This is a genomic window from Lutibacter agarilyticus, from assembly GCF_900188235.1.
Lineage (GTDB): Bacteria > Bacteroidota > Bacteroidia > Flavobacteriales > Flavobacteriaceae > Lutibacter > Lutibacter agarilyticus.
Genome location: NZ_FZNT01000001.1, coordinates 467,387 through 489,913, shown reverse-complemented (window position 1 = coordinate 489,913; position 22,527 = coordinate 467,387). Strand labels below are relative to the sequence as shown.

At 29.5% G+C, this 22,527-nt stretch carries 21 protein-coding genes; 17 read left to right on the top strand and 4 right to left on the bottom strand.

From position 1 onward, the window contains the following. Window positions 1–3 precede the first annotated feature (3 nt). Entirely contained in the window at window positions 4–834 is an 831-nt protein-coding gene (locus tag CHB67_RS01905; protein ID WP_089380042.1) for a carboxypeptidase-like regulatory domain-containing protein, read from the top strand. Window positions 835–1,095: 261 nt separating this feature from the next. Here the strand turns inward: CHB67_RS01905 and rocD are convergent, their stop codons facing one another. Next, a complete protein-coding gene (gene rocD / locus CHB67_RS01900) occupies window positions 1,096–2,331 on the bottom strand; it encodes an ornithine--oxo-acid transaminase (RefSeq protein ID WP_089380041.1) in 1,236 nt (411 codons plus the stop codon). Between the two features lie 196 nt (window positions 2,332–2,527). Here rocD and CHB67_RS01895 point away from each other — a divergent pair, with 196 nt between their 5' ends. The 9 genes from CHB67_RS01895 to CHB67_RS17095 all read left to right on the top strand — a co-directional run bounded on the left by CHB67_RS01895 (window position 2,528) and on the right by CHB67_RS17095 (window position 8,174). Continuing rightward, a complete protein-coding gene (locus CHB67_RS01895) occupies window positions 2,528–2,941 on the top strand; it encodes a c-type cytochrome (RefSeq protein ID WP_089380040.1) in 414 nt (137 codons plus the stop codon). An 80-nt stretch (window positions 2,942–3,021) separates the two neighbouring features. Next, window positions 3,022–4,431 (top strand): 23S rRNA (uracil(1939)-C(5))-methyltransferase RlmD, encoded by a 1,410-nt coding sequence (gene rlmD, locus CHB67_RS01890; RefSeq protein WP_089380039.1) that lies wholly within the window; start codon window positions 3,022–3,024, stop codon window positions 4,429–4,431. Between the two features lie 4 nt (window positions 4,432–4,435). Continuing rightward, complete coding sequence (locus tag CHB67_RS01885) at window positions 4,436–4,888, top strand: DUF6452 family protein (RefSeq protein ID WP_089380038.1); 453 nt, start codon at window positions 4,436–4,438, stop codon at window positions 4,886–4,888. Then, the gene (locus CHB67_RS01880; protein WP_089380037.1) at window positions 4,854–5,543 is read left to right on the top strand and encodes a DUF6048 family protein; all 690 of its coding nucleotides are present in this window, start codon (window positions 4,854–4,856) and stop codon (window positions 5,541–5,543) included. The genes CHB67_RS01885 and CHB67_RS01880 overlap by 35 nt, the downstream gene beginning before the upstream one ends. Window positions 5,544–5,584: 41 nt before the next feature. Further along, window positions 5,585–6,532, top strand: a complete 948-nt coding sequence (locus CHB67_RS01875) for an isopenicillin N synthase family dioxygenase (RefSeq protein WP_089380036.1) — start codon at window positions 5,585–5,587, stop codon at window positions 6,530–6,532. Beyond that, window positions 6,529–6,699 carry a hypothetical protein gene (locus CHB67_RS17100; protein WP_176461188.1) on the top strand — a complete coding sequence of 57 codons (171 nt, stop codon included), beginning with the start codon at window positions 6,529–6,531 and terminating at the stop codon, window positions 6,697–6,699. Before CHB67_RS01875 ends, CHB67_RS17100 begins: the two co-directional genes overlap by 4 nt. A gap of 41 nt (window positions 6,700–6,740) precedes the next feature. After that, entirely contained in the window at window positions 6,741–7,091 is a 351-nt protein-coding gene (locus tag CHB67_RS01870; protein WP_089380035.1) for a translation initiation factor, read from the top strand. Between the two features lie 3 nt (window positions 7,092–7,094). After that, window positions 7,095–7,967: a nucleoside phosphorylase gene (locus tag CHB67_RS01865; protein WP_089380034.1), complete on the top strand. Its 873-nt coding sequence runs from the start codon at window positions 7,095–7,097 to the stop codon at window positions 7,965–7,967. A 48-nt stretch (window positions 7,968–8,015) separates the two neighbouring features. Beyond that, window positions 8,016–8,174, top strand: coding sequence for a hypothetical protein (locus CHB67_RS17095; RefSeq protein ID WP_176461187.1), 159 nt, complete (start codon window positions 8,016–8,018; stop codon window positions 8,172–8,174). Between the two features lie 282 nt (window positions 8,175–8,456). Here the strand turns inward: CHB67_RS17095 and CHB67_RS01860 are convergent, their stop codons facing one another. After that, window positions 8,457–8,810 (bottom strand): dihydroorotase, encoded by a 354-nt coding sequence (locus CHB67_RS01860; RefSeq protein WP_089380033.1) that lies wholly within the window; start codon window positions 8,808–8,810, stop codon window positions 8,457–8,459. Window positions 8,811–9,076: 266 nt separating this feature from the next. Continuing rightward, window positions 9,077–9,313 carry a hypothetical protein gene (locus CHB67_RS01855; protein ID WP_089380032.1) on the bottom strand — a complete coding sequence of 79 codons (237 nt, stop codon included), beginning with the start codon at window positions 9,311–9,313 and terminating at the stop codon, window positions 9,077–9,079. Window positions 9,314–9,668: 355 nt separating this feature from the next. Between CHB67_RS01855 and CHB67_RS01850 the strand changes: the two genes are divergently transcribed. The 3 genes from CHB67_RS01850 (at window position 9,669) to CHB67_RS01840 (ending at window position 12,000) form a co-directional block, all read left to right on the top strand. Then, the gene (locus CHB67_RS01850; protein WP_089380031.1) at window positions 9,669–10,601 is read left to right on the top strand and encodes a peptidylprolyl isomerase; all 933 of its coding nucleotides are present in this window, start codon (window positions 9,669–9,671) and stop codon (window positions 10,599–10,601) included. Between the two features lie 165 nt (window positions 10,602–10,766). Next, window positions 10,767–11,456 carry a tetratricopeptide repeat protein gene (locus CHB67_RS01845; protein ID WP_245813393.1) on the top strand — a complete coding sequence of 230 codons (690 nt, stop codon included), beginning with the start codon at window positions 10,767–10,769 and terminating at the stop codon, window positions 11,454–11,456. Between the two features lie 4 nt (window positions 11,457–11,460). After that, window positions 11,461–12,000, top strand: coding sequence for a YfiT family bacillithiol transferase (locus CHB67_RS01840; RefSeq protein ID WP_317045683.1), 540 nt, complete (start codon window positions 11,461–11,463; stop codon window positions 11,998–12,000). 13 nt (window positions 12,001–12,013) lie between these two features. Here CHB67_RS01840 and CHB67_RS01835 read toward each other — a convergent pair whose 3' ends face one another. Continuing rightward, window positions 12,014–14,692 (bottom strand): TonB-dependent receptor, encoded by a 2,679-nt coding sequence (locus CHB67_RS01835; protein WP_089380029.1) that lies wholly within the window; start codon window positions 14,690–14,692, stop codon window positions 12,014–12,016. A 289-nt stretch (window positions 14,693–14,981) separates the two neighbouring features. Between CHB67_RS01835 and CHB67_RS01830 the strand changes: the two genes are divergently transcribed. From CHB67_RS01830 to mgrA, 4 genes are all read left to right on the top strand, one after another. Continuing rightward, entirely contained in the window at window positions 14,982–18,155 is a 3,174-nt protein-coding gene (locus CHB67_RS01830) for an OmpA family protein (RefSeq protein ID WP_176461186.1), read from the top strand. A 2-nt stretch (window positions 18,156–18,157) separates the two neighbouring features. Next, a complete protein-coding gene (locus tag CHB67_RS01825) occupies window positions 18,158–18,499 on the top strand; it encodes a tRNA-binding protein (protein ID WP_089380027.1) in 342 nt (113 codons plus the stop codon). Between the two features lie 66 nt (window positions 18,500–18,565). Continuing rightward, window positions 18,566–21,475 carry an FAD-binding and (Fe-S)-binding domain-containing protein gene (locus tag CHB67_RS01820; protein WP_176461185.1) on the top strand — a complete coding sequence of 970 codons (2,910 nt, stop codon included), beginning with the start codon at window positions 18,566–18,568 and terminating at the stop codon, window positions 21,473–21,475. A gap of 2 nt (window positions 21,476–21,477) precedes the next feature. After that, window positions 21,478–22,476, top strand: coding sequence for an L-glyceraldehyde 3-phosphate reductase (gene mgrA, locus CHB67_RS01815; RefSeq protein ID WP_089380026.1), 999 nt, complete (start codon window positions 21,478–21,480; stop codon window positions 22,474–22,476). Window positions 22,477–22,527 lie beyond the last annotated feature (51 nt).

The following is a 22,527-nucleotide window of genomic DNA, read 5'->3' as shown; positions in this document are numbered from 1 at the left end:
CATATGCTAAAGAATATTATATACATTGCTTTTCTTTTAATTACTATTAAGGGTTTTGCACAAGAACCAAAAGCAACAGATACTTTAAAAAACAGTTTTGAAACTCCTATCCTATTAAAAGGGCAAATTATTAGCAATTTTGATAAAGCACCTTTAAAAGGAGCTCACCTTTTTAATTTAAATTCTGTAATAGGTTCTGTAACTGATGATAATGGAGAATTTGAAATTTCAACGGTAGTTAATGATACCATTTATGTTTCGTACATAGGTTACCAATCTATTAAATTAAAAATTACCAACGATTTATTAAAAGGAAATGAATTGGTAATTGAATTACACGAAAAAGCTGAACAGTTTAATGAGGTCGTTGTAAAATCGCATAAACTTATAGGTGTTTTAGAAATTGATGCTAAAAATGCTCCTGTTGATAAATATGCAAGAATACATATAAATGGTATTGCCCAAACTTATGAATCTGGTTCTAGATCTACTAAATCTTATAATTCTGCTGTAGATGCTATGTTTCAACCTATTAATTTAATGTATAATAAGTTTGGTAAAAATCCTAAACAGTTAAAGAAAATTAAAAAATTACGCGATGACGATGCTTTGCGTGAAATGATGGAAGATAAATTTAATAGAGAATTGATGATGGAATATTTAAACATCAATGCTCAAGAATTAAATGATTTATTGAATGAATGTAATTATTCTGACTACTTTATAAAGCAAGCAAGTGACTTACAACTTATTGAAGCCGTATTGCTTTGTTACGAAAACTATAAAGCAATAAAAAAAGGTAGTACCATTAGAGATGATGAGAAAAATAAGTAAAAAAAGCGGCTTAAAAGCCGCTTTTTTTTGTATTATTTTGAATATTATTGGTAATGCCCTGTCAGGTATAAAAATAGAAACGCTATTCTGAAATATTTATACACACACTTCGATGATAAAAGAAGAATTATTAAACGGAGAATTTTTTAAACAATTTATAACTATATTTGAAAATAGGGCTCAACTTTGATAAATTAAACCCTATAAAAAAGTTTAGACACATTAAAAGGTATAGTGTCTATTTTTTATGTAAATTCTTATTTAAAATTCCGAAATAGTTTTCTTAATAATTGCTACACAATCTAATAACTGCGCTTCATTCATAACCAAAGGTGGCGCAAAACGAATAATATTTCCGTGTGTTGGTTTTGCTAATAAACCATTATCACGTAGTTTCATACAAATATCCCAAGCTGTTGAACTATCTTCAGTATCATTAATTACAATTGCATTTAACAATCCTTTTCCGCGAACCAATTTTACTAAATCATTTGTTTCAATAAATTTATCCAATTCACTTCTAAATAATTTACCTAACTTTTCTGAATTTTTAGCCAATGCTTCATTTTTAACAACTTCTAAAGCTGCAATTGCAACAGCACAAGCTAAAGGATTACCACCAAAAGTTGAACCGTGCTGACCTGGCTTAATTACATCCATAATTTCATTACTCGAAAAAACAGCTGAAACAGGATAAACTCCACCACTCATTGCTTTTCCTAAAATTAAAATATCTGGCTGTACGTTTTCATGATTAACAGCTAATAATTGTCCTGTTCTAGCAACACCTGTTTGCACTTCATCAGCAATAAATAAAACATCGTATTTTTCACACAATGCTTTAGCCTTTGTTAAATATCCTTCAGAAGGCACATAAACTCCTGCTTCACCCTGAATTGGTTCTAATAAAAACCCTGCAATGTTATTACTTGATTTTAAGGCATTTTCTAAGGCTTCTAAATTGTCATATTCAATTTTAATAAAACCACCAGTAAAAGGTCCAAAGTTTTTACGTGCATCTTCATCATTTGAAAAAGAAATAATGGTAGTTGTACGTCCGTGAAAATTGTTTTCACATACAATTATTTCTGCTTCATTTTCAGCAATACCCTTTTTTTCGTAGGCGTATTTTCGGCATAATTTAATTGCAGTTTCTACCGCTTCAGCACCCGTATTCATTGGTAATACCTTATCAAAGCCAAAATATTCAGTTACATATTTTTCATAAGTACCTAAAACATCATTGTGAAAAGCTCTTGATGTAAGGGTTAATTTCCCTGCTTGCTCTGTCAATGCTCCAATAATTGAAGGGTGACAATGCCCTTGATTTACAGCTGAATACGCAGATAAAAAGTCGTAATAACGCTTTCCTTCTACATCCCACACAAATACACCTTCTCCCCTATTTAAAACCACAGGAAGTGGATGATAGTTATGCGCTCCATACTTGTTCTCTAAATCAATTGCTTGTTGTGATGATATGTTCTCTAAAACCATCTTAATAAAATTTTAAATTGAAAATTATCAATTCCTCATTTTAGGAGAGAAATCATCCTATTTAAAATGCCAAATTACAAAATATTACCCTAAAAAACATCGTCTAAATAAAAAGCTTAAAATTTGTTATATAAATCACATAGAGCAATAAATTATTTAATAAATTTGTTGAAACAATTTAATAAAAATTATAAAAATGAAAAAATCTGTATTAGTACTTGGATTAATAGTTCTTTTTTTAACTAGCTGTGGAGAAAAAAAGAAAGAAGAAGTTAAAACTGAAGAAGCACCTAAAGTAGAAACTGTGAAAGAAGCTCCTGTTGTAGTTGACAATCTTGAATTAGGAAAAAAATTGTTTGCTGAAAAAACGTGTACTACTTGTCACCAAGCAGATGCAAAAGTAATTGGACCTTCAATAAAAGACATTAATAAAGTATATGCTGATCAAAACGCAGATATTGTAAAATTCTTAAAAGGAGAAGCTGAAGCAATTGTTGATACTGATCCAGGTCAAGTTGCAATTATGAAAGCAAATCTTGATGGTTTTGTAAAAGATTTATCTGGTGATGAACTTGCTGCAATCGCTGCATATATGAGAAGCGTTAAATAATTTAACCTTTTTAAAAAAAATCAAAAGCATCTCTTTATAAGAGGTGCTTTTTTTATGCTAAATAATAGTACATTTGCAACATGGCAAGAAAAAAAACACCGTTAATTTTTGAAAACATTGAAGTTATTGATGCTGGCGCAAGAGGAAAAACTGTTGCTAAAGCTCCTGATGGACGTGTTATTTTTTTAACAAACACTGTTCCTGGAGATATTGTAGATATTAGAACCGGAAAAAAACGTAAAGCTTACTTTGAAGGTACAGCAATAAAGTTTCATTCCTATTCGGATAAAAGAACCGAACCTGTTTGTGAACATTTTGAACACTGTGGAGGTTGTAAATGGCAAAATATGGGATATGAACACCAACTTGCTTATAAAGAAAATGAAGTTACCAACAATTTAATTCGCATTGGTCATTTAGAGTTACCTGAAGTAACACCTATTTTGGGTTGTGAAAAACAATACTTCTACCGTAATAAAATGGAATTTTCATTTTCAAATAGTCGTTGGTTAACTTTAGAAGAAATTAATTCAGAAGAAGAAATTGACAATAGAAATGCCTGTGGTTTTCATATTTCAGGAATGTGGGATAAAATTTTAGATGTACACAAATGTCATTTACAAGAAGATCCTTCAAACGATATTCGAAATTTCATCAAAGATTTCGGAATAAAAAACAATTTAGAATTTTACAATCCTAGAGCACAAAGTGGTTTATTACGAACCATTATGTTACGTATTTCATCAACAGGTGAAATTATGGTGGTAATTCAATTTTTTAAAGAAGATAAAGCAAAACGTGAAGCGTTATTAAATGCTCTTTCTGAAGAATTCCCACAAATAACATCATTACAATATGTTATTAATGGTAAAGGAAACGATACCCTTTACGATCAAGATATTATACTTTTTAAAGGTAGAGATCATATTTTTGAAGAAATGGAAGGGTTGAAATTTAAAATCGGACCTAAATCATTTTATCAAACAAATTCAACTCAGGCTTATGAATTGTATAAAATAACTCGTGATTTTGCCAATTTAAGTGGTAATGAAGTTGTATACGATTTTTATACAGGTACTGGAACTATTGCGCAATTTGTAGCAAAAAATGCTCAAAAGGTAATTGGTGTTGAATCTGTTCCTGAGGCAATTGAAGATGCAAAACTAAATGCACAATTTAATAAAATTGAGAATGTTGAGTTTTATGCAGGTGACATGAAAGATGTTTTTAACGATGCTTTTATAAAAAAACACGGACAGCCAGATGTAATTATTACAGATCCTCCAAGAGATGGAATGCATAAAAATGTAGTTGCTAAAATATTGGAAATTTCTCCAAAGCGAATTGTATATGTAAGTTGTAATTCAGCAACTCAAGCACGTGATTTAGCTTTAATGAAACAACAATATAAGATTGTAAAAACGCAAGCTGTAGATATGTTTCCTCAAACACATCATGTAGAAAATGTGGTGCTTTTAGAATTAAAATAAAACAATGAGAAAATTATTTTTTTTAATCGTAATTACTTTAGTTGCAATTTCAGGTTGCGAAAAAGATGACATTTGTATTGAAGGTACAACGCCATTTTTAGTAATTAGATTTAATGACAGTGATGATCAAAGTGAATATAAAAGTATTTTATTAGATTCTGTTAGGGTTATAGAAAACGAACTTTATGCCGCCAACACAACTCTTGATTCTCTATACATTCCATTAGATACTAACGAAAACTTCACTACCTATGAAATTGCAGCAAATGGCTTGGTTGACGAAATGAAAATTAGCTATACAAGAACAGCCATTTTTGTTGGACGTGCTTGTGGATATAAAATTAATTTTGAAGATTTTGAATTAGAAAGCAATACAACAAACTGGATTAAAGGTATTGATATTAATAACAACATTATAGATAATGATACAATTGCAGCGATTACTATTTTTCATTAGCCTACTATGCTCTGTTGTAGCCCTCAACGCACAACAAGAACAAGACACTACAAAAGTTAAACAAGTATATGGAATACGCTTTGGTGTTGATATTAGCAAACCTATCATCTCTTTTATTGATAGCGATTATAAAGGATTAGAAATAGTAGCTGACGCTAGAGTTTATAAAGAATTTTACGCAGCACTTGAATTTGGATTCGATAATAAAACAGGAACAGAAGATTACTTAAATTATACTACTGAAGGTTCTTATTTTAAAATTGGAGCAAATTATAATGCCTATAAAAATTGGGTTGGAATGACCAATGAAATTTATGTTGGCTTAAGATATGGAGTTAGCTTTTTTGATCAAAAACTAAACAGCTATACTCCAAATATGTATGGCACTTATTTACCTCCTGAAACAGTAGAAGTTAATACCGAACTAAATGGTCTTAGCGCACAATGGGCTGAATTTGTTTTAGGACTAAAAGTTGAAACTTTTAAAAACTTTTATATGGGTTTTAGCTTAAGTTTTAAGGCCATTACCAGTAATAAAGATCCTGAAAATTTCAAAAATTTATACATTCCTGGATTTTATAACGTTTCCCTTAATAATTTAGGTTTCGGATTTAACTATACTCTTAGTTATTTAATTCCTTACGCTCGTAAATAATTATTTTTTTGTACTTTTAAAAAGTTGCTAAATTTAATTTTATGAAAAAAATACCAAGTGTTGATTTGTCTGAATTCATTTCGGATGATACAACTAAAAAGAAAAAATTTATAAAAGAAATTGGTGAAGCGTTCGAAGAAATTGGTTTTGTTGCACTACGCGGGCATTTTTTATCCGACGAACTTTCAGCTAAATTATACACCGAAGTTAAACTTTTTTTTGACTTACCTGAGGAAATAAAACAATCATATGAAATTGAAGGCATTGGGGGACAAAGAGGTTTTACTTCCTTCGGAAAAGAAAGTGCTAAAGGAAAAAAAGAAGGCGATTTAAAAGAGTTTTGGCACTTTGGACAGGAAGTTGTTGATAATGAAAAACTAAAAGCTGAATATCCAAAAAACGTTCTAGTTAAGGAAGTTCCAAATTTTAATGAAGTTGGAATGGAAGCTTACAAAAAATTAGAAAAAACCGCTATTTATGTATTAAGGGCTTTGGCTTTACATATTGGTTTAGATGAACTTTACTTTGATAAATATGTTATTAATGGAAATAGTATTTTACGTTCAATTTATTACCCACCTATCAAAGGTGAACCTAAAGGAGCTGTAAGAGCTGCTGCTCATGGTGACATTAATTTAATTACGTTGTTAATGGGAGCCTCAGCCGCAGGTTTACAAGTTAAAAATAAGCAAGGCGAATGGATTGAAGTAACCGCACTTCCTGAACAATTGGTTATAAATGTTGGTGATATGTTAGAACGATTAACCAACAACAAACTAAGATCTACCATTCATCGTGTGGTAAATCCGCCACGTGAAGATTGGGACAAACCACGTTATTCAATCCCATTTTTCACACATCCAATTAGCGAAATGCCTTTAAACTGCTTACCTGAATGCATTACCGAAACACACCCAAAAGTATATGATGATATTACGGCTGGCGAATTTTTAAATGAACGTTTAAAAGAATTAGGATTATTAAAATGATTTCAAAAAAAGTAATATCAATATTCACCTTCGGAATTTTTTTATTAATAGTTGGTGCTATTTCAAGCTTTTTTGATTGGGAACAGTCAAATATATTAATGGCTATTGGCTTATTATTTGAATTACTTGCCGCATTACTTTTTAGTTGGAATAAAATAAAAAAATAAGATTTTATTGCTTAAATTAGTTACCCTTTTTTAAAAGCATTATGAGTAAAAAAAAATTAAACAGCCTTGAAGATTTAGGCGGATTTGTATTTTCAACAAATGATGAATTTGCATTAAATACAAACGAAACAGAAGAAACCTTACCTCCTAATCAACAATATTTAGAAGCACATTTTTCAAACAAAGGAAGAGGTGGAAAAACAGTCACAGTAATTACCGGTTTTGTTGGTGAAGAAAGTGACTTAAAAACACTTGGAAAATTATTAAAAACAAAATGTGGTGTTGGCGGAAGCGTTAAAGACTTCGAAATAATTATTCAAGGAAATTACAGAGATAAAATAATGGAAATCCTTCAAAAAGAAGGATATAACATCAAACGCGTTGGCGGATAAAATATGAATAAAATAGCTCCTTCAGAATTAATTCTGAACCCAGATGGTAGTATTTACCATTTAAACTTAAAACCTGAAAATGTTGCTGCAAACATAATTTTTGTAGGCGATCAAAATAGAGTTCCTAAAGTTGCAAAACACTTTGATTCAATTGAATTTGAAACTCAAAAAAGAGAATTTAGAACAATTACAGGAATGTTTAAAGGCACTCGAATGTCGGTTATTTCAACCGGAATTGGTCCTGATAATATTGATATTGTTATAAACGAATTAGATGCTTTATTTAATATTGATTTAGAAAATAGAATTGTAAAAGAAACACATACTTCATTAAATATAGTTAGAATTGGAACTTCAGGCTCTTTACAAAAAGATATTCCGGTAGATAGTTTTGTGTTGGCTAAATATGGTTTAGGTTTTGATGGAATGTTACATTCCTATGATTGTGAACATATTTTAGAGGCCGATTTTGAAGATGCTTTTATAAAACATACCAGTTGGAGTCCTAGAAAAGCAAGACCATATATTGTAGAAAACTCTAATAGTTTAGAACAAAAATTAGCTAGTGAGAAAGTGTTTGTAGGCGTAACGGCTACGGCTGGTGGTTTTTACGGGCCTCAAGGACGAGTTTTACGTTTAGCAATTGAAGATCCAGAATTAAATAGTAAAATTGATAATTTTGAATACAACGATGTTAGAATTACAAATTTAGAAATGGAAACTTCAGCTATTTATGGTTTATCAAAATTATTGGGCCATAATGCCTGTTCTATGAACGCTATTATTGCAAATAGAGCAAATGGTACTTTTAGCGAAGATCCCTACAAACCAGTTGAGGAATTAATTATTTATACCTTAAATAAATTAAGTCAATAAAAAATTATTTGTATATTAGATTATTATAAAATTATAACCTTTAAAAAAATGAAAAGAATAATCCCCTATTTTTTAGGAATTTCCTTAATTGCAATCACATTTACAAGTTGTAAATCAGCTAAAGGAGGTTGTGGTTTAACCAGTGATGCTCAACAAATTGAACAAAATACTTCTGCAACAAATTCAATTATTGTTTCAGACGTTTGATAATAATTCTTATTTCTTAAAAAAAGCCCAATTCATTAAGTGAATTGGGCTTTTAAACAATCAAACCAAACTTTATTTATGAAAAACTTTGTAATTCTTATTCTTAATTACACTACAAATATACGCTGCTAAGGCGGTTCATTATACGACATGTAATGTCGTATAATGAACAATCATTGCTACTTTACAACCGTTTTTCTCTTACACATATAATATTTATAAAATTGAAAGCATAAAAAAAGGCTTCCTAAATTAAAAAGCCTTTTAAAATATTTATAATTTTTAATTTATTAATAACTCTTTATTATTAATAGCTTCGTTAATATTTACAGTAACATATTTGTGACTGTTAAAAAATTTCTTTTCTGAAGTTAATTTAATAGTTGCAACCAAAGTTCCATTTTTTCTCTCATTGATTGATGTTACTACAACTGTTTTACCTTTAACTTTATTATAATTAGCAATTCCTCCATTTTTTATTATAAAATTATTTCTGGGAAAGTTAATGTGTTTATAATAATCTGCTTCACCAATAGTATAAGTAGCACCTACACTAATATCTGGATTAGAACTTTGAGCATAAACGATACTAGAGAAAAAAACTAGTAAAAATGTATATAATATACTATTTCGCATAATAAAATAATTTAAAATTTCTACAGAATAAATATAATTAAAACATCAATAATTATCAATGTTAAACAATATGAAATAGTAATATTATGAATAAGAAAAATTAATTATTTAACATAAATTTTTAGCAGTTTATAAAAGCCTTTAAAAGTATAATTACTCTAAATATTCTTTATTAAAAAAATAATTTCAAACTACTTATTCTTAAATTACATAACAAATATAAATTACAAAAACTATTATTTATATGACACTGAGTGTCATATAAATTAATGTTCTTTTTCTTCTTTACAAACTTCTTCTTTACATACATTTTTATCAAGTCGTTGAGCATCAGCTAAAGTCACTCTTTTCATTACATGATTATGAATTGTTGAACATTTCTTATTATAATGAAAAACATCACTTGACACATCTTTTTCAATATAAACATAGGTGTCTTTTGTCATGAAAGCCATAACACAAGCAAAAATGAATAATGCCCCAATAAATATTAATTTTTTCATACTTCAAATCTTTAATAAAGCACTAATTTATGAAGATAATTTGTTGTAACACACGACACTAAATGTCGAAAAAAAAACTACCCAATTCACACTTCTATAATTGGGTAGTTTAAACAATCAAACCTTATTTATGAAAAATTTTGTAATTCTCACTATTAATTACATTACAAAAATACATTGCTAAATTTGTTTATAACACGACAATTAGTGTCAGGTAAAACAAGTAAATAGATTTCGTATTTAATTCTAACTTATTGTTTTATAAAACATCTAAGGCCTTAACAACAAATTAGGATTTGTATCCTTTCATATCAAATGAAAGTATGTATATTTGCTACGTTTTAAAATTAAGAAAATGGAAAACGGATTATACGCAAAATTTAACACCTCAAAAGGTGCTATAGTAGTAAATTTAGAATTTGAAAAAACTCCTGGTACTGTTGGTAACTTTGTTGCTTTAGCTGAAGGAAACTTAGAGAATGGTTCAAAACCACAAGGAACTCCTTATTATGATGGGTTAAAATTCCACAGAGTAATTGCTGATTTTATGGTTCAAGGTGGATGTCCACTTGGTACTGGTACAGGTTCTCCTGGATATAGCTTTGATGATGAATTTCACCCTGAATTAAAACACAGTGGTCCTGGAATTTTATCAATGGCAAATTCTGGTCCTGCATCAAACGGGTCTCAATTTTTCATTACACATGTTGCTACACCTTGGTTAGATAACAAACATACTGTGTTTGGAAAGGTTGTTGAAGGACAAGATGTTGTTGATGCAATTGCTCAAAACGATGTATTAGAAACTTTAGAAATAGTAAGAGTTGGTGAAGCTGCTGAAAAATTTAATGCAGTTGAAGCTTTTAGAACTTTTGAAGGATCAAGAGCAAAAAGAGAAGAAGAAGCTAAAAAAGCAGCAAAAGAAGCAATGGATAAAATTGCTGTTGGATACGATGAAACTCCAAGTGGGTTACGTTACAAAATTTTACAAGAAGGTAACGGAAAACAAGCTACAAAAGGTAGTGGTGTTTCTGTACACTACAAAGGTCAGTTAGTTGATGGTGCTGTTTTTGATTCATCATACCAACGTAAACAACCTATTGATTTTACAATTGGTGTTGGCCAAGTAATTGCTGGTTGGGATGAAGGTATTCAATTATTAAAAGTTGGAGATAAAGCACGTTTTGTAATTCCTTCAAATTTAGCCTATGGAAGTCAAGGTGCTGGTGGAGTTATTCCTCCAGATGCTACCTTAATTTTTGATGTTGAATTAATGGATGTAAAATAATTCCCTTCAAAATAATATATTAAAAAAGCCTTGATTGTAAAATCAAGGCTTTTTTATTGAAGTAAATTAGGTTAGTTAATTTGTTACAAAACAAATAAAAAAACGTCTAATTATTAAATCATTAGATGTTTTTTTTATATTTTCACATGACAACTTCAAAAAATTATGAAACTCAAAACTAGTATTTATACCCTTCTTTTATTATTTATAATCAGTTGTTCAAATACTTCAAACAGTGAAGCATTCATCAATAAAACAACGGGGCGTTATCTCTATAATTCAGATGAATTAATTACCGTTTATTTTAATGATAATACGCTCTTTTTAAAATGGCGTGGCGCAACAGCAATTAAACCTCTTAAAATTGATGAAAACACCTTTTTTGTTAAAGAAATGAATGAAAAAATTCAATTTTTAAACAATCCAAGTAATGGTAAAGCGTATTTAGTTTTAGTTCCTAAAGAAAATGAATCTTTACAATACAATTTCAAAAAATTAGATCCTACTGAAAAAACACCTTCAGAATATTTAGCTAATCATGAATTTGATAAAGCATTAGAAGCCTATTTCACAATTCAAAAAAACGATTCTTTAGATCCAACTATTGAAGAACAGAACTTTAATAGGTTAGGCTACCAAAAATTAAAAACTAAAAATTACGAAGAAGCATTACAAATTTTCAAAATAAATATAGCATTATACCCATATAGTTCAAACGTTTATGACAGTTATGCTGATGCTTTAAAAAGAAATGGAGATACTTTAAAAGCCATTGAATTTTACAAAAAATCTGTTAGCTTAGATTCTGGAAATAAACAAGCTAAACGTTTTATTGAAAAATATGATAAAAAATAGTTAAATGATGGAAGACTTAAAATATCCAATTGGACAAGCTATAATTCCCTCTGTAATTAATGAGAATCAATTAAATGAATGGATAGTAATTATTGAAAACTTTCCTTCAAAACTTGATAAGTTAGTAAAACATTTAGATAACGATCAATTAAATACACCTTACAGAGAAAACGGCTGGACAATAAGGCAAGTTATTCACCATTGTGCTGACAGTCATCAAAATAGTTATATACGGTTTAAATGGACACTTACAGAAGATAAACCAATAATTAAGGCATACTTTGAAGATAAATGGGCTAAATTGTTTGATAGCAAGTCAGCTCCTATCCTACTTTCTATAAACGTTTTAAAAGCGGTGCATGCAAAATGGATTTATTTACTAAAAGGGTTGACTTCAAAAAATTTAAAACTTAGTTTTATTCATCCTGAAAGTAAAGAATTGGTTTCTTTAGAAAAAAATATTGGAATTTATGCTTGGCATTGTAACCACCATTATGCACATATTTATAATTTAATGAAACAACAAAACTGGCTAATTTCATAAATAAAATAAGTTATTACGCTTTATTATGTCTTTTACTATTTTTTCCTGAAGGTGGTTTTAAATTATAATTAAAACTTAACATTGCGTAAGTACCTAAATTTTTTCTGAAGGTTTCTTCATAATAATCAGGTGTACTTCTAATAAAAACACCTATATTTTTATTTAAAATATCAATTACCTGTAATTTTAAATTTGCACGTTTTCCTTTCATAAAAACATATTCCACAGCTGCATTCCATATTGGTACAGCCTGAGAATCAAAATTACTATCAGAATATAATGAATAATTAAATTGCGAATTAAAATTGATACTGTTTGAAATATCGTAATCAAATTTGGTGTAATAATTTTGTTCTACATAATTATTTTCGGTGTCTTGCAAAGAATAAGTTGAATTGGTATACTTTATTTTTCCACCCACAGTTACATCAACAATGTTTTTATTAATATTACTAAAGCTAAGTCCACCACCTGTTGTTTTAGATTTAATTACATTGTATTCCTCAGAAATAATAGTAGTTCTATCGTACATTTTTCCATTCATTCTAACTGCATATCTAATATTTAGTTTGCTAATTTTCCTGCTGAAGTTGATATTTCCACTTAAATTAGAGTTTGCCCCATAATTTTCAAAGGTTGAGTATCTAACCCTATTTTCACCAAAATAACGCTTAGAAACTATAGCATTATTTGTTTTGTTATATTTTAAGTAAATAAAAAAACTGTTGGCGCTTTTAAAACTATGCGAGAAAAAACGTGCGTTTATATGATGTGCTTCTGATGGAGTTAGTGAAGGATTTCCAAACGAGACTCTTAAAGGATTAAAATCATTTATAATGGGTGATAATTGTCCAACATTAGGTGTAATAATACTTTTCGCATAATAAAAACGAACCCTTTTCCCTTTTTTAACTTCGTAACTTAAGGTTGCTTTTGGTAAAATATTGGTATAGTTTTTTGTTAAAATCGAAAAACCATCAATATCTAAATACTGTTTTTTAATGTCATGTATTACCGAAAGAGAAACTTGCATTTTGTTTTTACTAAATAAATAACCTAAGGTATTTTCATATTGCTCTCTTTTATAATCTTGAATATGATCAAATCCGGGTTTTTCTTCATCATTCACAATTTTTGTTTGAACCAAATCAAGTGTTCTAACTTCATTTTTAACATCGGAAGTAATGTTTAGGTAATGATTATTAATTATAGGCTCTGTATAACGAACAGACCAGTTGTATTTAAACGTATTATTTTTATTATCTCTAGTAATTATTTCATTACTTTTTCTATAATCTTCAGGGGTAGATAAGTTGTATTCGTTTAAGGACTGCTGGTAGTTTTGATTGTTACTATTATTAAAAGTTATACCCGAACTTCCCCTAATATTCCTACCTTTTTCACTTAACTTTCTACGGTACGAAAACCTTAAATCTCCATCATTTTTTTCATCTTCACTATTTACTAGTCTATCACTACTAGTGTCTTCACTTCCATCATCATTAAAATAAGTGGTTTTATTAGCGCCATCACCAATACGATCATCGCTTTTAAATCTCCCTCTTAATAATAAATAAGCACCTTTTTTTGAGCGATCACGTAAACTAAAATTCACATTATGGTTATTTGAAACCTCTTTACTTACATTGGTTAATTTAGAATCAAAAGAACCTTGATTTGAAAACTCTGTTCTGTTAGACCTAGAACCTTGTTTGTTATCTGTATAACCGTAATAGTAATCTACATTAAAATTATAGTCGGGCTTTAATTCATAATTAAAATTTGCTCCTGCTGTTCCAGTAGTAAGAAACCCATTAGCTGAACTGCTTTTTGTACCATCTCTGTTAAAAACTGAAGCGCCCGTATTATTAATATTATTTAATTTTCCAAAGACAGCCACTTGGGTTTTACTTGTAAAACTGTTTAAATCTAAGTTGGTCGCATACCTATCATTTGTACCGTACCCAGCACCTGCCTTACCAAAGTAACCAAACTTTTTACCTGGCTTTAAAACAAGGTTAATTACTTTTGATTGTTCCCCATCTTTAACTCCTGAAACTCTAGAATCATCGCTATTTTCATCAATAATTTCAACACTTTCTATGGCATCAGCCGATAAATTTTGAAGTGCAATTGTAGGGTCATTTGTAAAAAACTCCTTACCATCAACCAAAATTTTAGTTACTTCTTCTCCTTGTGCTATTACAGTTCCATTTGCTTCAATTTCAATTCCTGGTAATTTTTTTATCAGCTCTCCAACATTATCATCTTGCCGAACTTTAAAAGCCTTAGTATTAAATGAAACGGTATCTTGTTTTATTTTGATAGGAATTACAGCGCTTATTACAACTTCATTAAGGGTATTTACTTCTCTATTTAATTTTATTGTATCTAACTTTAAGTGTTTGTTTTCAACGACAAGAACTCTTTGTTGCGCCTCATATGTCATTAAATAAACTTGAAATAAATAAGTACCCGATTTTACACCTGAAATTTCGTATTTTCCTTCTAAATCTGTTGAAGTGTATTTAACTAATAATGAATCTTTAGGTTGTAACAATGCTACTGAAACAAATTCAAGTGGTTTATGTTCTTCATCAATAACAAATCCTGTTATATCCTGAGCGCATAAATTTTGAATACCAAAAATTAGAAGTATAAAAACGAGTTTAAATATTTTGTAAGGTGTCAATTTATTAAAATTTGAATGTTTTGGGGTGTCAATTGAATTTTGTATATATTTAAAAAATAAATAACATTCAAATATAATTTATTTCGCTCTAAAAAATGAGATAATAGCGTTAACGAGTGTTAACGAATAAGAAATTTATGTACTTGTTATTTTTGGGGTTACGTGAATTTATTAATTTTACGGACATAAATTTGAAGGTAAGAAACTTTCTTTTTTTAAGAAAAACCTTTTTTATTAATTAATTCTGAAAGGTTTTTAAAAAAAAATGAATAAAAATAAACTCAGTACAATGAATAAAATAGGCTGGTTATTCTTAATTATAACTATTTCAACTTTAAAAGCTCAAGAAACAAAAATTGAAGTATTCAACACTTCTATAAATTCAGTATATGCAGAATTGGGAATTTCTTATTTAGATGATGCTACTATTTTATTTGCTTCCTCAAAAAAGGTAGATAAAGACAAAAACTTTTCTAACAAAAGAACACGAAATAATAGTCAATTACATTTAGAAATGTATGTAGGTTCGGTTACTAATGATGGTGATATTATACAAACAGCTAGATTCTCAAAAAATACTAATAATCCAATCTTAGAAGGTGATATTACATTTACCCCTGATAAAAAAACCGTTTATTTTACGTGGAACAATTTTTACAATACACAATCTCGAAAAGATTCTGCTAAATGGAAAACTTTGCATATTGTAAAAGCTGTAATTAATGAAAATCTAGAAATTTCAAATATCGAAGTTTTACCGTTTAATCATAAAAAATACGATGTAAGGAGTCCTGAAGTTAGTAAAGATGGCAAACAACTATTTTTTACTTCAAACAAAGAAGATAGTTACGGCGAATTTGATATGTATGTTGTTGATATTTTACCGAATAATACCTTCTCTGAACCTATAAATTTAGGCTCAAAAGTCAATACACGTGAATCTGAATTCTTTCCTTTTGTAGACCAAAATAATAACTTGTACTTTTCATCTTACGGACATAAAGGACTTGGAGGATTAGATATTTTTAAAAGTGAATTTAAAGATGGAACATATCAAACTCCAGTAGCCTTAAAAGCACCTATTAACAGTGAATATGACGATTTTTGGTATGTAGAAAACCAACAAGGTAATGCCGGTTTTTTTACTTCAAACAGAAAAGAAAGTATTGGTGATGTTGATATTTTTTCGGTTAAATATATTGAAAAACAATGCCTTTCGAATTTTATTGTTCGTGTTTTACATAAAGAATCTAAGCTGGATTTAGAGGATGTTCCTGTTTCAATTTTTGAAAACAATACATTGATAAAAAAACTAATTATCAACCCAAATTCCAAAGAAGAAATTGCGCTAAAATGCGATACTACTTATAAAATAATTGCGACTAAAGATGGTTTTGAATCTAATGAATTAGTTTTTTTATCAGACAATATACTCAATAAAACCAATGATTTAACCATCAACTTAACACCTATTGAATGTGCGCAAACCATCACAGGAATTGTGTTAAATAAAGAAACAAATGAGCCTGTTTTAAATGCTAAAGTGAGTTTGTATACTGAAAATAAATTAATTGAATCAATAGTTACAAGCACCGAAAATAAATTCAGTTTTCCTATTCAATGCGAAACTGCTTATAAAATAATGGTTGAAAATGAAGCGTTTATTGCTTCCGAAGAAATGTTCACTTCAGATAAAACATTGAGTAAAACCAATGATTTAACCATCAACTTAACACCGATTGAATGTACGCAAACCATTACAGGAATTGTGTTAAACAAAGAAACTAACCAGCCTGTTTTAAATGCTAAAGTGAGTTTGTATACTGAAAATCAATTAATTGAATCAATAGTTACAAGCACCGAAAATAAATTTAGTTTTCCTATTCAATGCGAAACTGCTTATAAAATAATGGTTGAAAATGAACAATTTATGACTTCCGAAGAAATGTTCACTTCAGATAAAACATTGAGTAAAACCAATGATTTAACCATCAACTTAACACCGATTGAATGTACGCAAACCATTACAGGAATTGTGTTAAACAAAGAAACTAACCAACCAGTTTTAAATGCTAAAGTGAGTTTATTTTCTGACAATAAATTAATTGAATCAATAGTTACAAGCACCGAAAATAAATTTAGTTTTCCTATTCATTGTGAAACTGCTTATAAAATAATGGTTGAAAATGAAGCGTTTATTGCTTCCGAAGAAATGTTTACTTCAGATAAAACATTGAGTAAAACCAATGATTTAACCATCAACCTAACACCTATTGAATGTACGCAAACCATTACAGGAATTGTGTTAAATAAAGAAACAAATGAGCCTGTTTTAAATGCTAAAGTGAGTTTGTTTTTTGAAAATCAATTAATTGAATCAATAGTTACAAGCACCGAAAATAAATTTAGTTTTCCTATTCAATGCGAAACAGCTTATAAAATAATGGTTGAAAATGAAGCGTTTATTGCTTCCGAAGAAATGCTTACTTCAGATAAAACATTGAGTAAAACCAATGATTTAACCATCAACCTAACACCTATTGAATGTACGCAAACCATTACAGGAATTGTGTTAAATAAAGAAACAAATGAGCCTGTTTTAAATGCTAAAGTGAGTTTGTTTTTTGAAAATCAATTAATTGAATCAATAGTTACAAGCACCGAAAATAAATTTAGTTTTCCTATTCAATGCGAAACTGCTTATAAAATAATGGTTGAAAATGAACAATTTATGACTTCCGAAGAAATGTTTACTTCAGATAAAACATTGAGTAAAACCAATGATTTAACCATCAACTTAACTCCTATTGAATGTACGCAAACCATCACAGGAATTATACTAAACAAAGAAACAAACGAACCTGTTTTAAATGCTAAAGTGAGTTTGTATTCAAAAAATAAATTTGTCGAAACTCAGTTTACGGCCAATGGAAGAGGTTATAAATTTACAATCGATTGTAATTCCGACAATAAAATTACGGTGACTCAACAAAAGTTTAAATCTGTTGAGAATTTATTTAAAACTAATTCAACTAATAATTCATTAGTTACCAAAAATATACTTTTAGAGCCTGTAATTGAATTTATAACTTTTGGTGAACAAAAAGCTATTAAAACCAATACCATTTATTTTGATTTAGATAGTCATGAAATTAGACCAGATGCTTCTGTTGAATTAAATAAAGTTGTTGGGGTACTAAAAAAATACCCAACTCTTAAAATTGAAGTGCAATCACATACCGATAGTAGAGCTCCAGATAATTACAATCTAAGTCTTTCTGAACGCCGAGCAAATTCTTCAATGAATTATATTATTTCTCAAGGAATAGATCCAAAAAGGGTTGTTGGAAAAGGATATGGTGAAACTAAGTTAAAAAATAAATGTTCAAATGGTATTCCATGTTCCAATACTGAACACGAATTAAATAGACGAACTGAATTTGTAATTATTGAAAATAACTAATCATGAAACATGGAATCAGCTTTGAAGTTTTCAACAAAGTAGACATTAGAGTTGGAACTATTTTAGAAGTAGTAGATTTTCCTAAAGCACGAAAACCAGCCTATCAACTCACCATTGATTTTGGTGCGTTGGGTATTAAAAAAACAAGTGCGCAAATAACACAATTGTACCGCAAAGAAGATTTAATTGGCAAACAAATAATTGCTGTTGTGAATTTTAAAACCAAACAAATAGCTAACTTTTTAAGTGAATGCTTAATATTGGGCATTTACAACAAAAACAACCAAGTAGTTTTACTTCAAACTTCAAAAGAGAACATTAAAAATGGCACAACGGTTTCATAATTAGATGCATAAAAAACCCTAATTTCTAATCGTATTTTCTATATTTGAATTACAAAATTCAACCTAGTGATTCAACAACATTTAACAACACTTTCTAAGCAACTTAATGGCGAGTTGGTATTTGATAATTTGCATAAAAGTATTTATGCTACAGATGCTTCTGTATATCGGAAAATACCATTAGCGGTAGCTTTCCCAAAAGATATTGAGGACATACAACAACTAATTAATTTTGCTACAAAAAATAAAATTTCCTTAATTCCTAGAACCGCAGGAACATCATTAGCGGGGCAATGTGTTGGCGACGGAATTATAGTTGATGTTTCAAAACATTTTACTAAAATTATAGCTTTTGATGAGTACAATAAAACTATTACGGTACAACCTGGATTTATTAGAGATGAACTGAATTTGTTTTTAAAACCGTACGGATTATTTTTTAGTCCAGATACTTCAACAAGCAACCGTTGTATGATTGGAGGTATGGTTGGTAATAATTCATCAGGGTCAACTTCTATTAAATATGGCGTGACTCGCGATAAAGTTTTAGCGTTAAAAACCATTTTAAGTGATGGTTCAGAAGCTGTTTTTAATGCTGTTTCTAAAGAAGAATTTAACTTAAAACAACAAGGTAATTCGTTAGAAAATAACATTTACAAAACTATTTATACCGAATTATCTTCGGAAGAAGTTCAGCAAGAAATTAATAAGGAATTTCCAAAAAAAACAATTCACCGTAGAAATACAGGTTATGCGGTTGATGCTTTATTAAATACCTCAGCTTTCAACAACTCAAAAAAACAATTAAATATTGCAAAACTTTTATGCGGAAGCGAAGGAACCTTGGCTTTTACCACTGAAATAACACTGCAATTAGACAGCCTTCCTCCTACTCAAAATATTTTAGTTGCAGCACATTTCAAAAGTATTCAAGAAAGTATGGAAGCTGTTGTTGTTGCTATGAAACACAATTTATATATGTGTGAATTAATGGATAAAACCATTTTAGATTGTACAAAAAATAACCGAGCTCAAATACAAAATCGTTTTTTTATTGAAGGTGATCCTGAAGCTATTTTAATGTTAGAAGTAAAAGCTAACGAGATGGAAACTACCCAAAAATTAGCGGATGCTTTAATTACTGATTTAAAAAAACACAATTTTGGGTATGCATATCCAAAATTAGTGGCTAATGATGTGAATAAAGCCATCAATTTACGAAAAGCAGGTTTGGGTTCATTAGGAAATATTATTGGAGATAACAAAGCTGTTGCTTGTATTGAAGATACTGCTGTAGAATTAAAAGATTTACCAAATTATATTGCTGAATTTACCGCTATGATGGATAAATTTGGTCAAAGTGCCGTTTATTATGCACACGCAGGCGCTGGAGAAATTCACCTTCGACCAATATTAAATTTAAAAAAGACCGATGATGTAGTATCGTTTAGAACTATTACCACTGAAGTTGCCAAGCTGGTAAAAAAATACAAAGGCTCTTTAAGTGGCGAGCACGGAGATGGTATTGTTAGAGGTGAATTTATTGAATTTATGATTGGTAAAAAAAATTACCAATTATTAAAACGTATCAAAGCTGCTTTTGATCCACATACAATTTTTAACCAAGGAAAAATTGTAGATGCTTTTCCTATGGATCAAAGTTTACGCTACAAAACCAACAGAACAGAACCTAAAATTGAAACCCTACAAGATTTTTCAGATAGTGAAGGAATTTTAAAAGTTGCTGAAAAATGCAATGGATCTGGAGATTGTAGAAAACCTGTTTCTGCTGGCGGAACAATGTGTCCGAGTTATAGAGCCACAAAAAATGAAAAAGACACTACACGTGCCAGAGCAAATGCTTTGCGTGAGTTTTTAACCAATTCCGATAAAATAAATAAGTTTGATTACGAAGAGTTAAAAGAGGTTTTTGACTTATGTTTAAGTTGTAAAGCTTGTGCTAGTGAGTGCCCTAGCAATGTTGATATTGCTGCATTAAAAGCAGAGTTTTTACACCAATATTACAAAACAAACAAGCCAACATTAAGAACCAAACTTTTTGCTGATAACGTAAAATACAACAAATTAGGAAGCATTTTTCCTTCGTTGACCAATGTTGCATTAAATAATTATTTTATTAAAAAAATATTGGGAATTGCAACACAACGTAGCATTCCTAATTTATATAAAACCACCTTAAAAAAATGGTACAAACGCCATGAAAAACAACTTCATGCTAATCATTTTAAAAATGGTGAAGTCTATTTATTTTGTGATGAATTTACCAATTATTACGATGTAACTATTGGTATTAATGCTATAGAACTTTTAACTAAATTAGGTTACAAAACAATCATTATTAATCACGAAGAAAGTGGCAGAAGTGCTATTTCAAAAGGTTTTTTAGATAAAGCCAAAGTAGTAATTGATAAAAATATTGAACTATTTAAACATATTATTTATGAAGAAACTCCTTTAATAGGGATTGAACCTTCGGCTATTTTAGGATTTAGAGACGATTACTTGCGTTTAGCTAATGATAAAATTGCTGCTAAAAACATTGCTAAAAATACTTTTACTTTTGAAGAATTTATAAAAGGTGAGTTTGAAAAAGGGAAAATAAGTGCTGCTAATTTCAATAAAAATTTAAAAGAAATAAAAATTCATGTACATTGTCATCAGAAATCTTTAAGTACTTCAGAAGCTACTTTTACAATGCTGAATATTCCAACAAATTACAAACCAACCATTTTAAATACCGGGTGTTGTGGAATGGCAGGAAGTTTTGGATATGAAGAAGAGCATTACAACGTTTCTATGCAAGTTGGCGAAAACACTTTGTTTCCAAAAGTTAGAAATTTAACTGAAGAAATTGAAATTTCAGCTGCAGGAACAAGCTGCAGACATCAAATAAAAGATGGTACAAAAAAACAAAGCAAACACCCAATTACATTATTAAAAGAAGCATTACTATAATTATGAGCAAAAAGAAAAAATACGAAGCAAATGCTTCACGTTACGAAAAAATGAATTACAGAAGAACCGGTAACAGTGGTTTATTATTACCTGAACTTTCACTTGGTTTATGGCATAACTTCGGAAATAATGATGATTTTAAAAATGCTAGAAATCTTCTAAAATGTGCTTTTGACAACGGAATTACCCATTTTGATTTAGCTAACAACTATGGACCACCTCCAGGTTCAGCTGAAAAGAACTTCGGAAAAATTCTAAAGAAAGATTTTAAGTCTTACCGTGATGAATTGATTATATCTACAAAAGCGGGATATGGAATGTGGGAAGGTCCTTACGGAGATTTAGGTTCAAAAAAGTTTTTAGTGGCTAGTTTAGACCAAAGCTTGAAACGTATGGGATTAGATTATGTGGACATCTTTTACCACCATCGTCCAGATTATGACACACCTTTAGAAGAAACTATGGGAACATTAGATTTAATGGTTCGCCAAGGAAAAGTTTTGTATGTTGGTATTTCAAATTATGAACCTAAAAGAGCTGCTGAAGCTTTTAAAATTTTAAAAGATTTAGGAACTCCTTGTTTAATTCATCAACCGCGTTATAGTATGATGGATCGTTGGGTTGAAGATGGATTGCTAGATTTAATTGAAAAAGAAGGTGTTGGCTCCATAGCTTTTTCTCCTTTAGCGCAAGGTATGCTTACCAACAAATACATAAATGGTTTACCAAAAGATTCTAGAGCTTTAAAAGACAGTCCGTTTTTAAATTCAAATCAGGTATTAGAAAATTTACCAAAAATAAAAGAACTACATACTATTGCTTTAGAACGAGGACAAAGCTTGGCTCAAATGGCAATTTCGTGGATTTTAAAAGATGATAGAATTACATCAGTATTAATTGGTGCAAGTAAAACGGAACAAATTTTAGACAGCTTAAAAGCAATTGAGAACACCACTTTTTCTGAAGAAGAATTACTTAAGATTGAAACTATTTTAACATAAGCAATTAGACTTAATTTCATAAAAAAAGGAACTGTAAAAGCTACAATTCCT

What these genes read in the sequence shown, in the direction of transcription:
- CHB67_RS01905 (WP_089380042.1), top strand. Translation starts at nt 4, where the DNA reads ATGCTAAAGAATATTATATACATTGCTTTTCTTTTAATTACTATTAAG.
- rocD (WP_089380041.1), bottom strand. Translation starts at nt 2,331, where the DNA reads ATGGTTTTAGAGAACATATCATCACAACAAGCAATTGATTTAGAGAAC.
- CHB67_RS01895 (WP_089380040.1), top strand. Translation starts at nt 2,528, where the DNA reads ATGAAAAAATCTGTATTAGTACTTGGATTAATAGTTCTTTTTTTAACT.
- rlmD (WP_089380039.1), top strand. Translation starts at nt 3,022, where the DNA reads ATGGCAAGAAAAAAAACACCGTTAATTTTTGAAAACATTGAAGTTATT.
- CHB67_RS01885 (WP_089380038.1), top strand. Translation starts at nt 4,436, where the DNA reads ATGAGAAAATTATTTTTTTTAATCGTAATTACTTTAGTTGCAATTTCA.
- CHB67_RS01880 (WP_089380037.1), top strand. Translation starts at nt 4,854, where the DNA reads ATGATACAATTGCAGCGATTACTATTTTTCATTAGCCTACTATGCTCT.
- CHB67_RS01875 (WP_089380036.1), top strand. Translation starts at nt 5,585, where the DNA reads ATGAAAAAAATACCAAGTGTTGATTTGTCTGAATTCATTTCGGATGAT.
- CHB67_RS17100 (WP_176461188.1), top strand. Translation starts at nt 6,529, where the DNA reads ATGATTTCAAAAAAAGTAATATCAATATTCACCTTCGGAATTTTTTTA.
- CHB67_RS01870 (WP_089380035.1), top strand. Translation starts at nt 6,741, where the DNA reads ATGAGTAAAAAAAAATTAAACAGCCTTGAAGATTTAGGCGGATTTGTA.
- CHB67_RS01865 (WP_089380034.1), top strand. Translation starts at nt 7,095, where the DNA reads ATGAATAAAATAGCTCCTTCAGAATTAATTCTGAACCCAGATGGTAGT.
- CHB67_RS17095 (WP_176461187.1), top strand. Translation starts at nt 8,016, where the DNA reads ATGAAAAGAATAATCCCCTATTTTTTAGGAATTTCCTTAATTGCAATC.
- CHB67_RS01860 (WP_089380033.1), bottom strand. Translation starts at nt 8,810, where the DNA reads ATGCGAAATAGTATATTATATACATTTTTACTAGTTTTTTTCTCTAGT.
- CHB67_RS01855 (WP_089380032.1), bottom strand. Translation starts at nt 9,313, where the DNA reads ATGAAAAAATTAATATTTATTGGGGCATTATTCATTTTTGCTTGTGTT.
- CHB67_RS01850 (WP_089380031.1), top strand. Translation starts at nt 9,669, where the DNA reads ATGGAAAACGGATTATACGCAAAATTTAACACCTCAAAAGGTGCTATA.
- CHB67_RS01845 (WP_245813393.1), top strand. Translation starts at nt 10,767, where the DNA reads ATGAAACTCAAAACTAGTATTTATACCCTTCTTTTATTATTTATAATC.
- CHB67_RS01840 (WP_317045683.1), top strand. Translation starts at nt 11,461, where the DNA reads ATGATGGAAGACTTAAAATATCCAATTGGACAAGCTATAATTCCCTCT.
- CHB67_RS01830 (WP_176461186.1), top strand. Translation starts at nt 14,982, where the DNA reads ATGAATAAAATAGGCTGGTTATTCTTAATTATAACTATTTCAACTTTA.
- CHB67_RS01825 (WP_089380027.1), top strand. Translation starts at nt 18,158, where the DNA reads ATGAAACATGGAATCAGCTTTGAAGTTTTCAACAAAGTAGACATTAGA.
- mgrA (WP_089380026.1), top strand. Translation starts at nt 21,478, where the DNA reads ATGAGCAAAAAGAAAAAATACGAAGCAAATGCTTCACGTTACGAAAAA.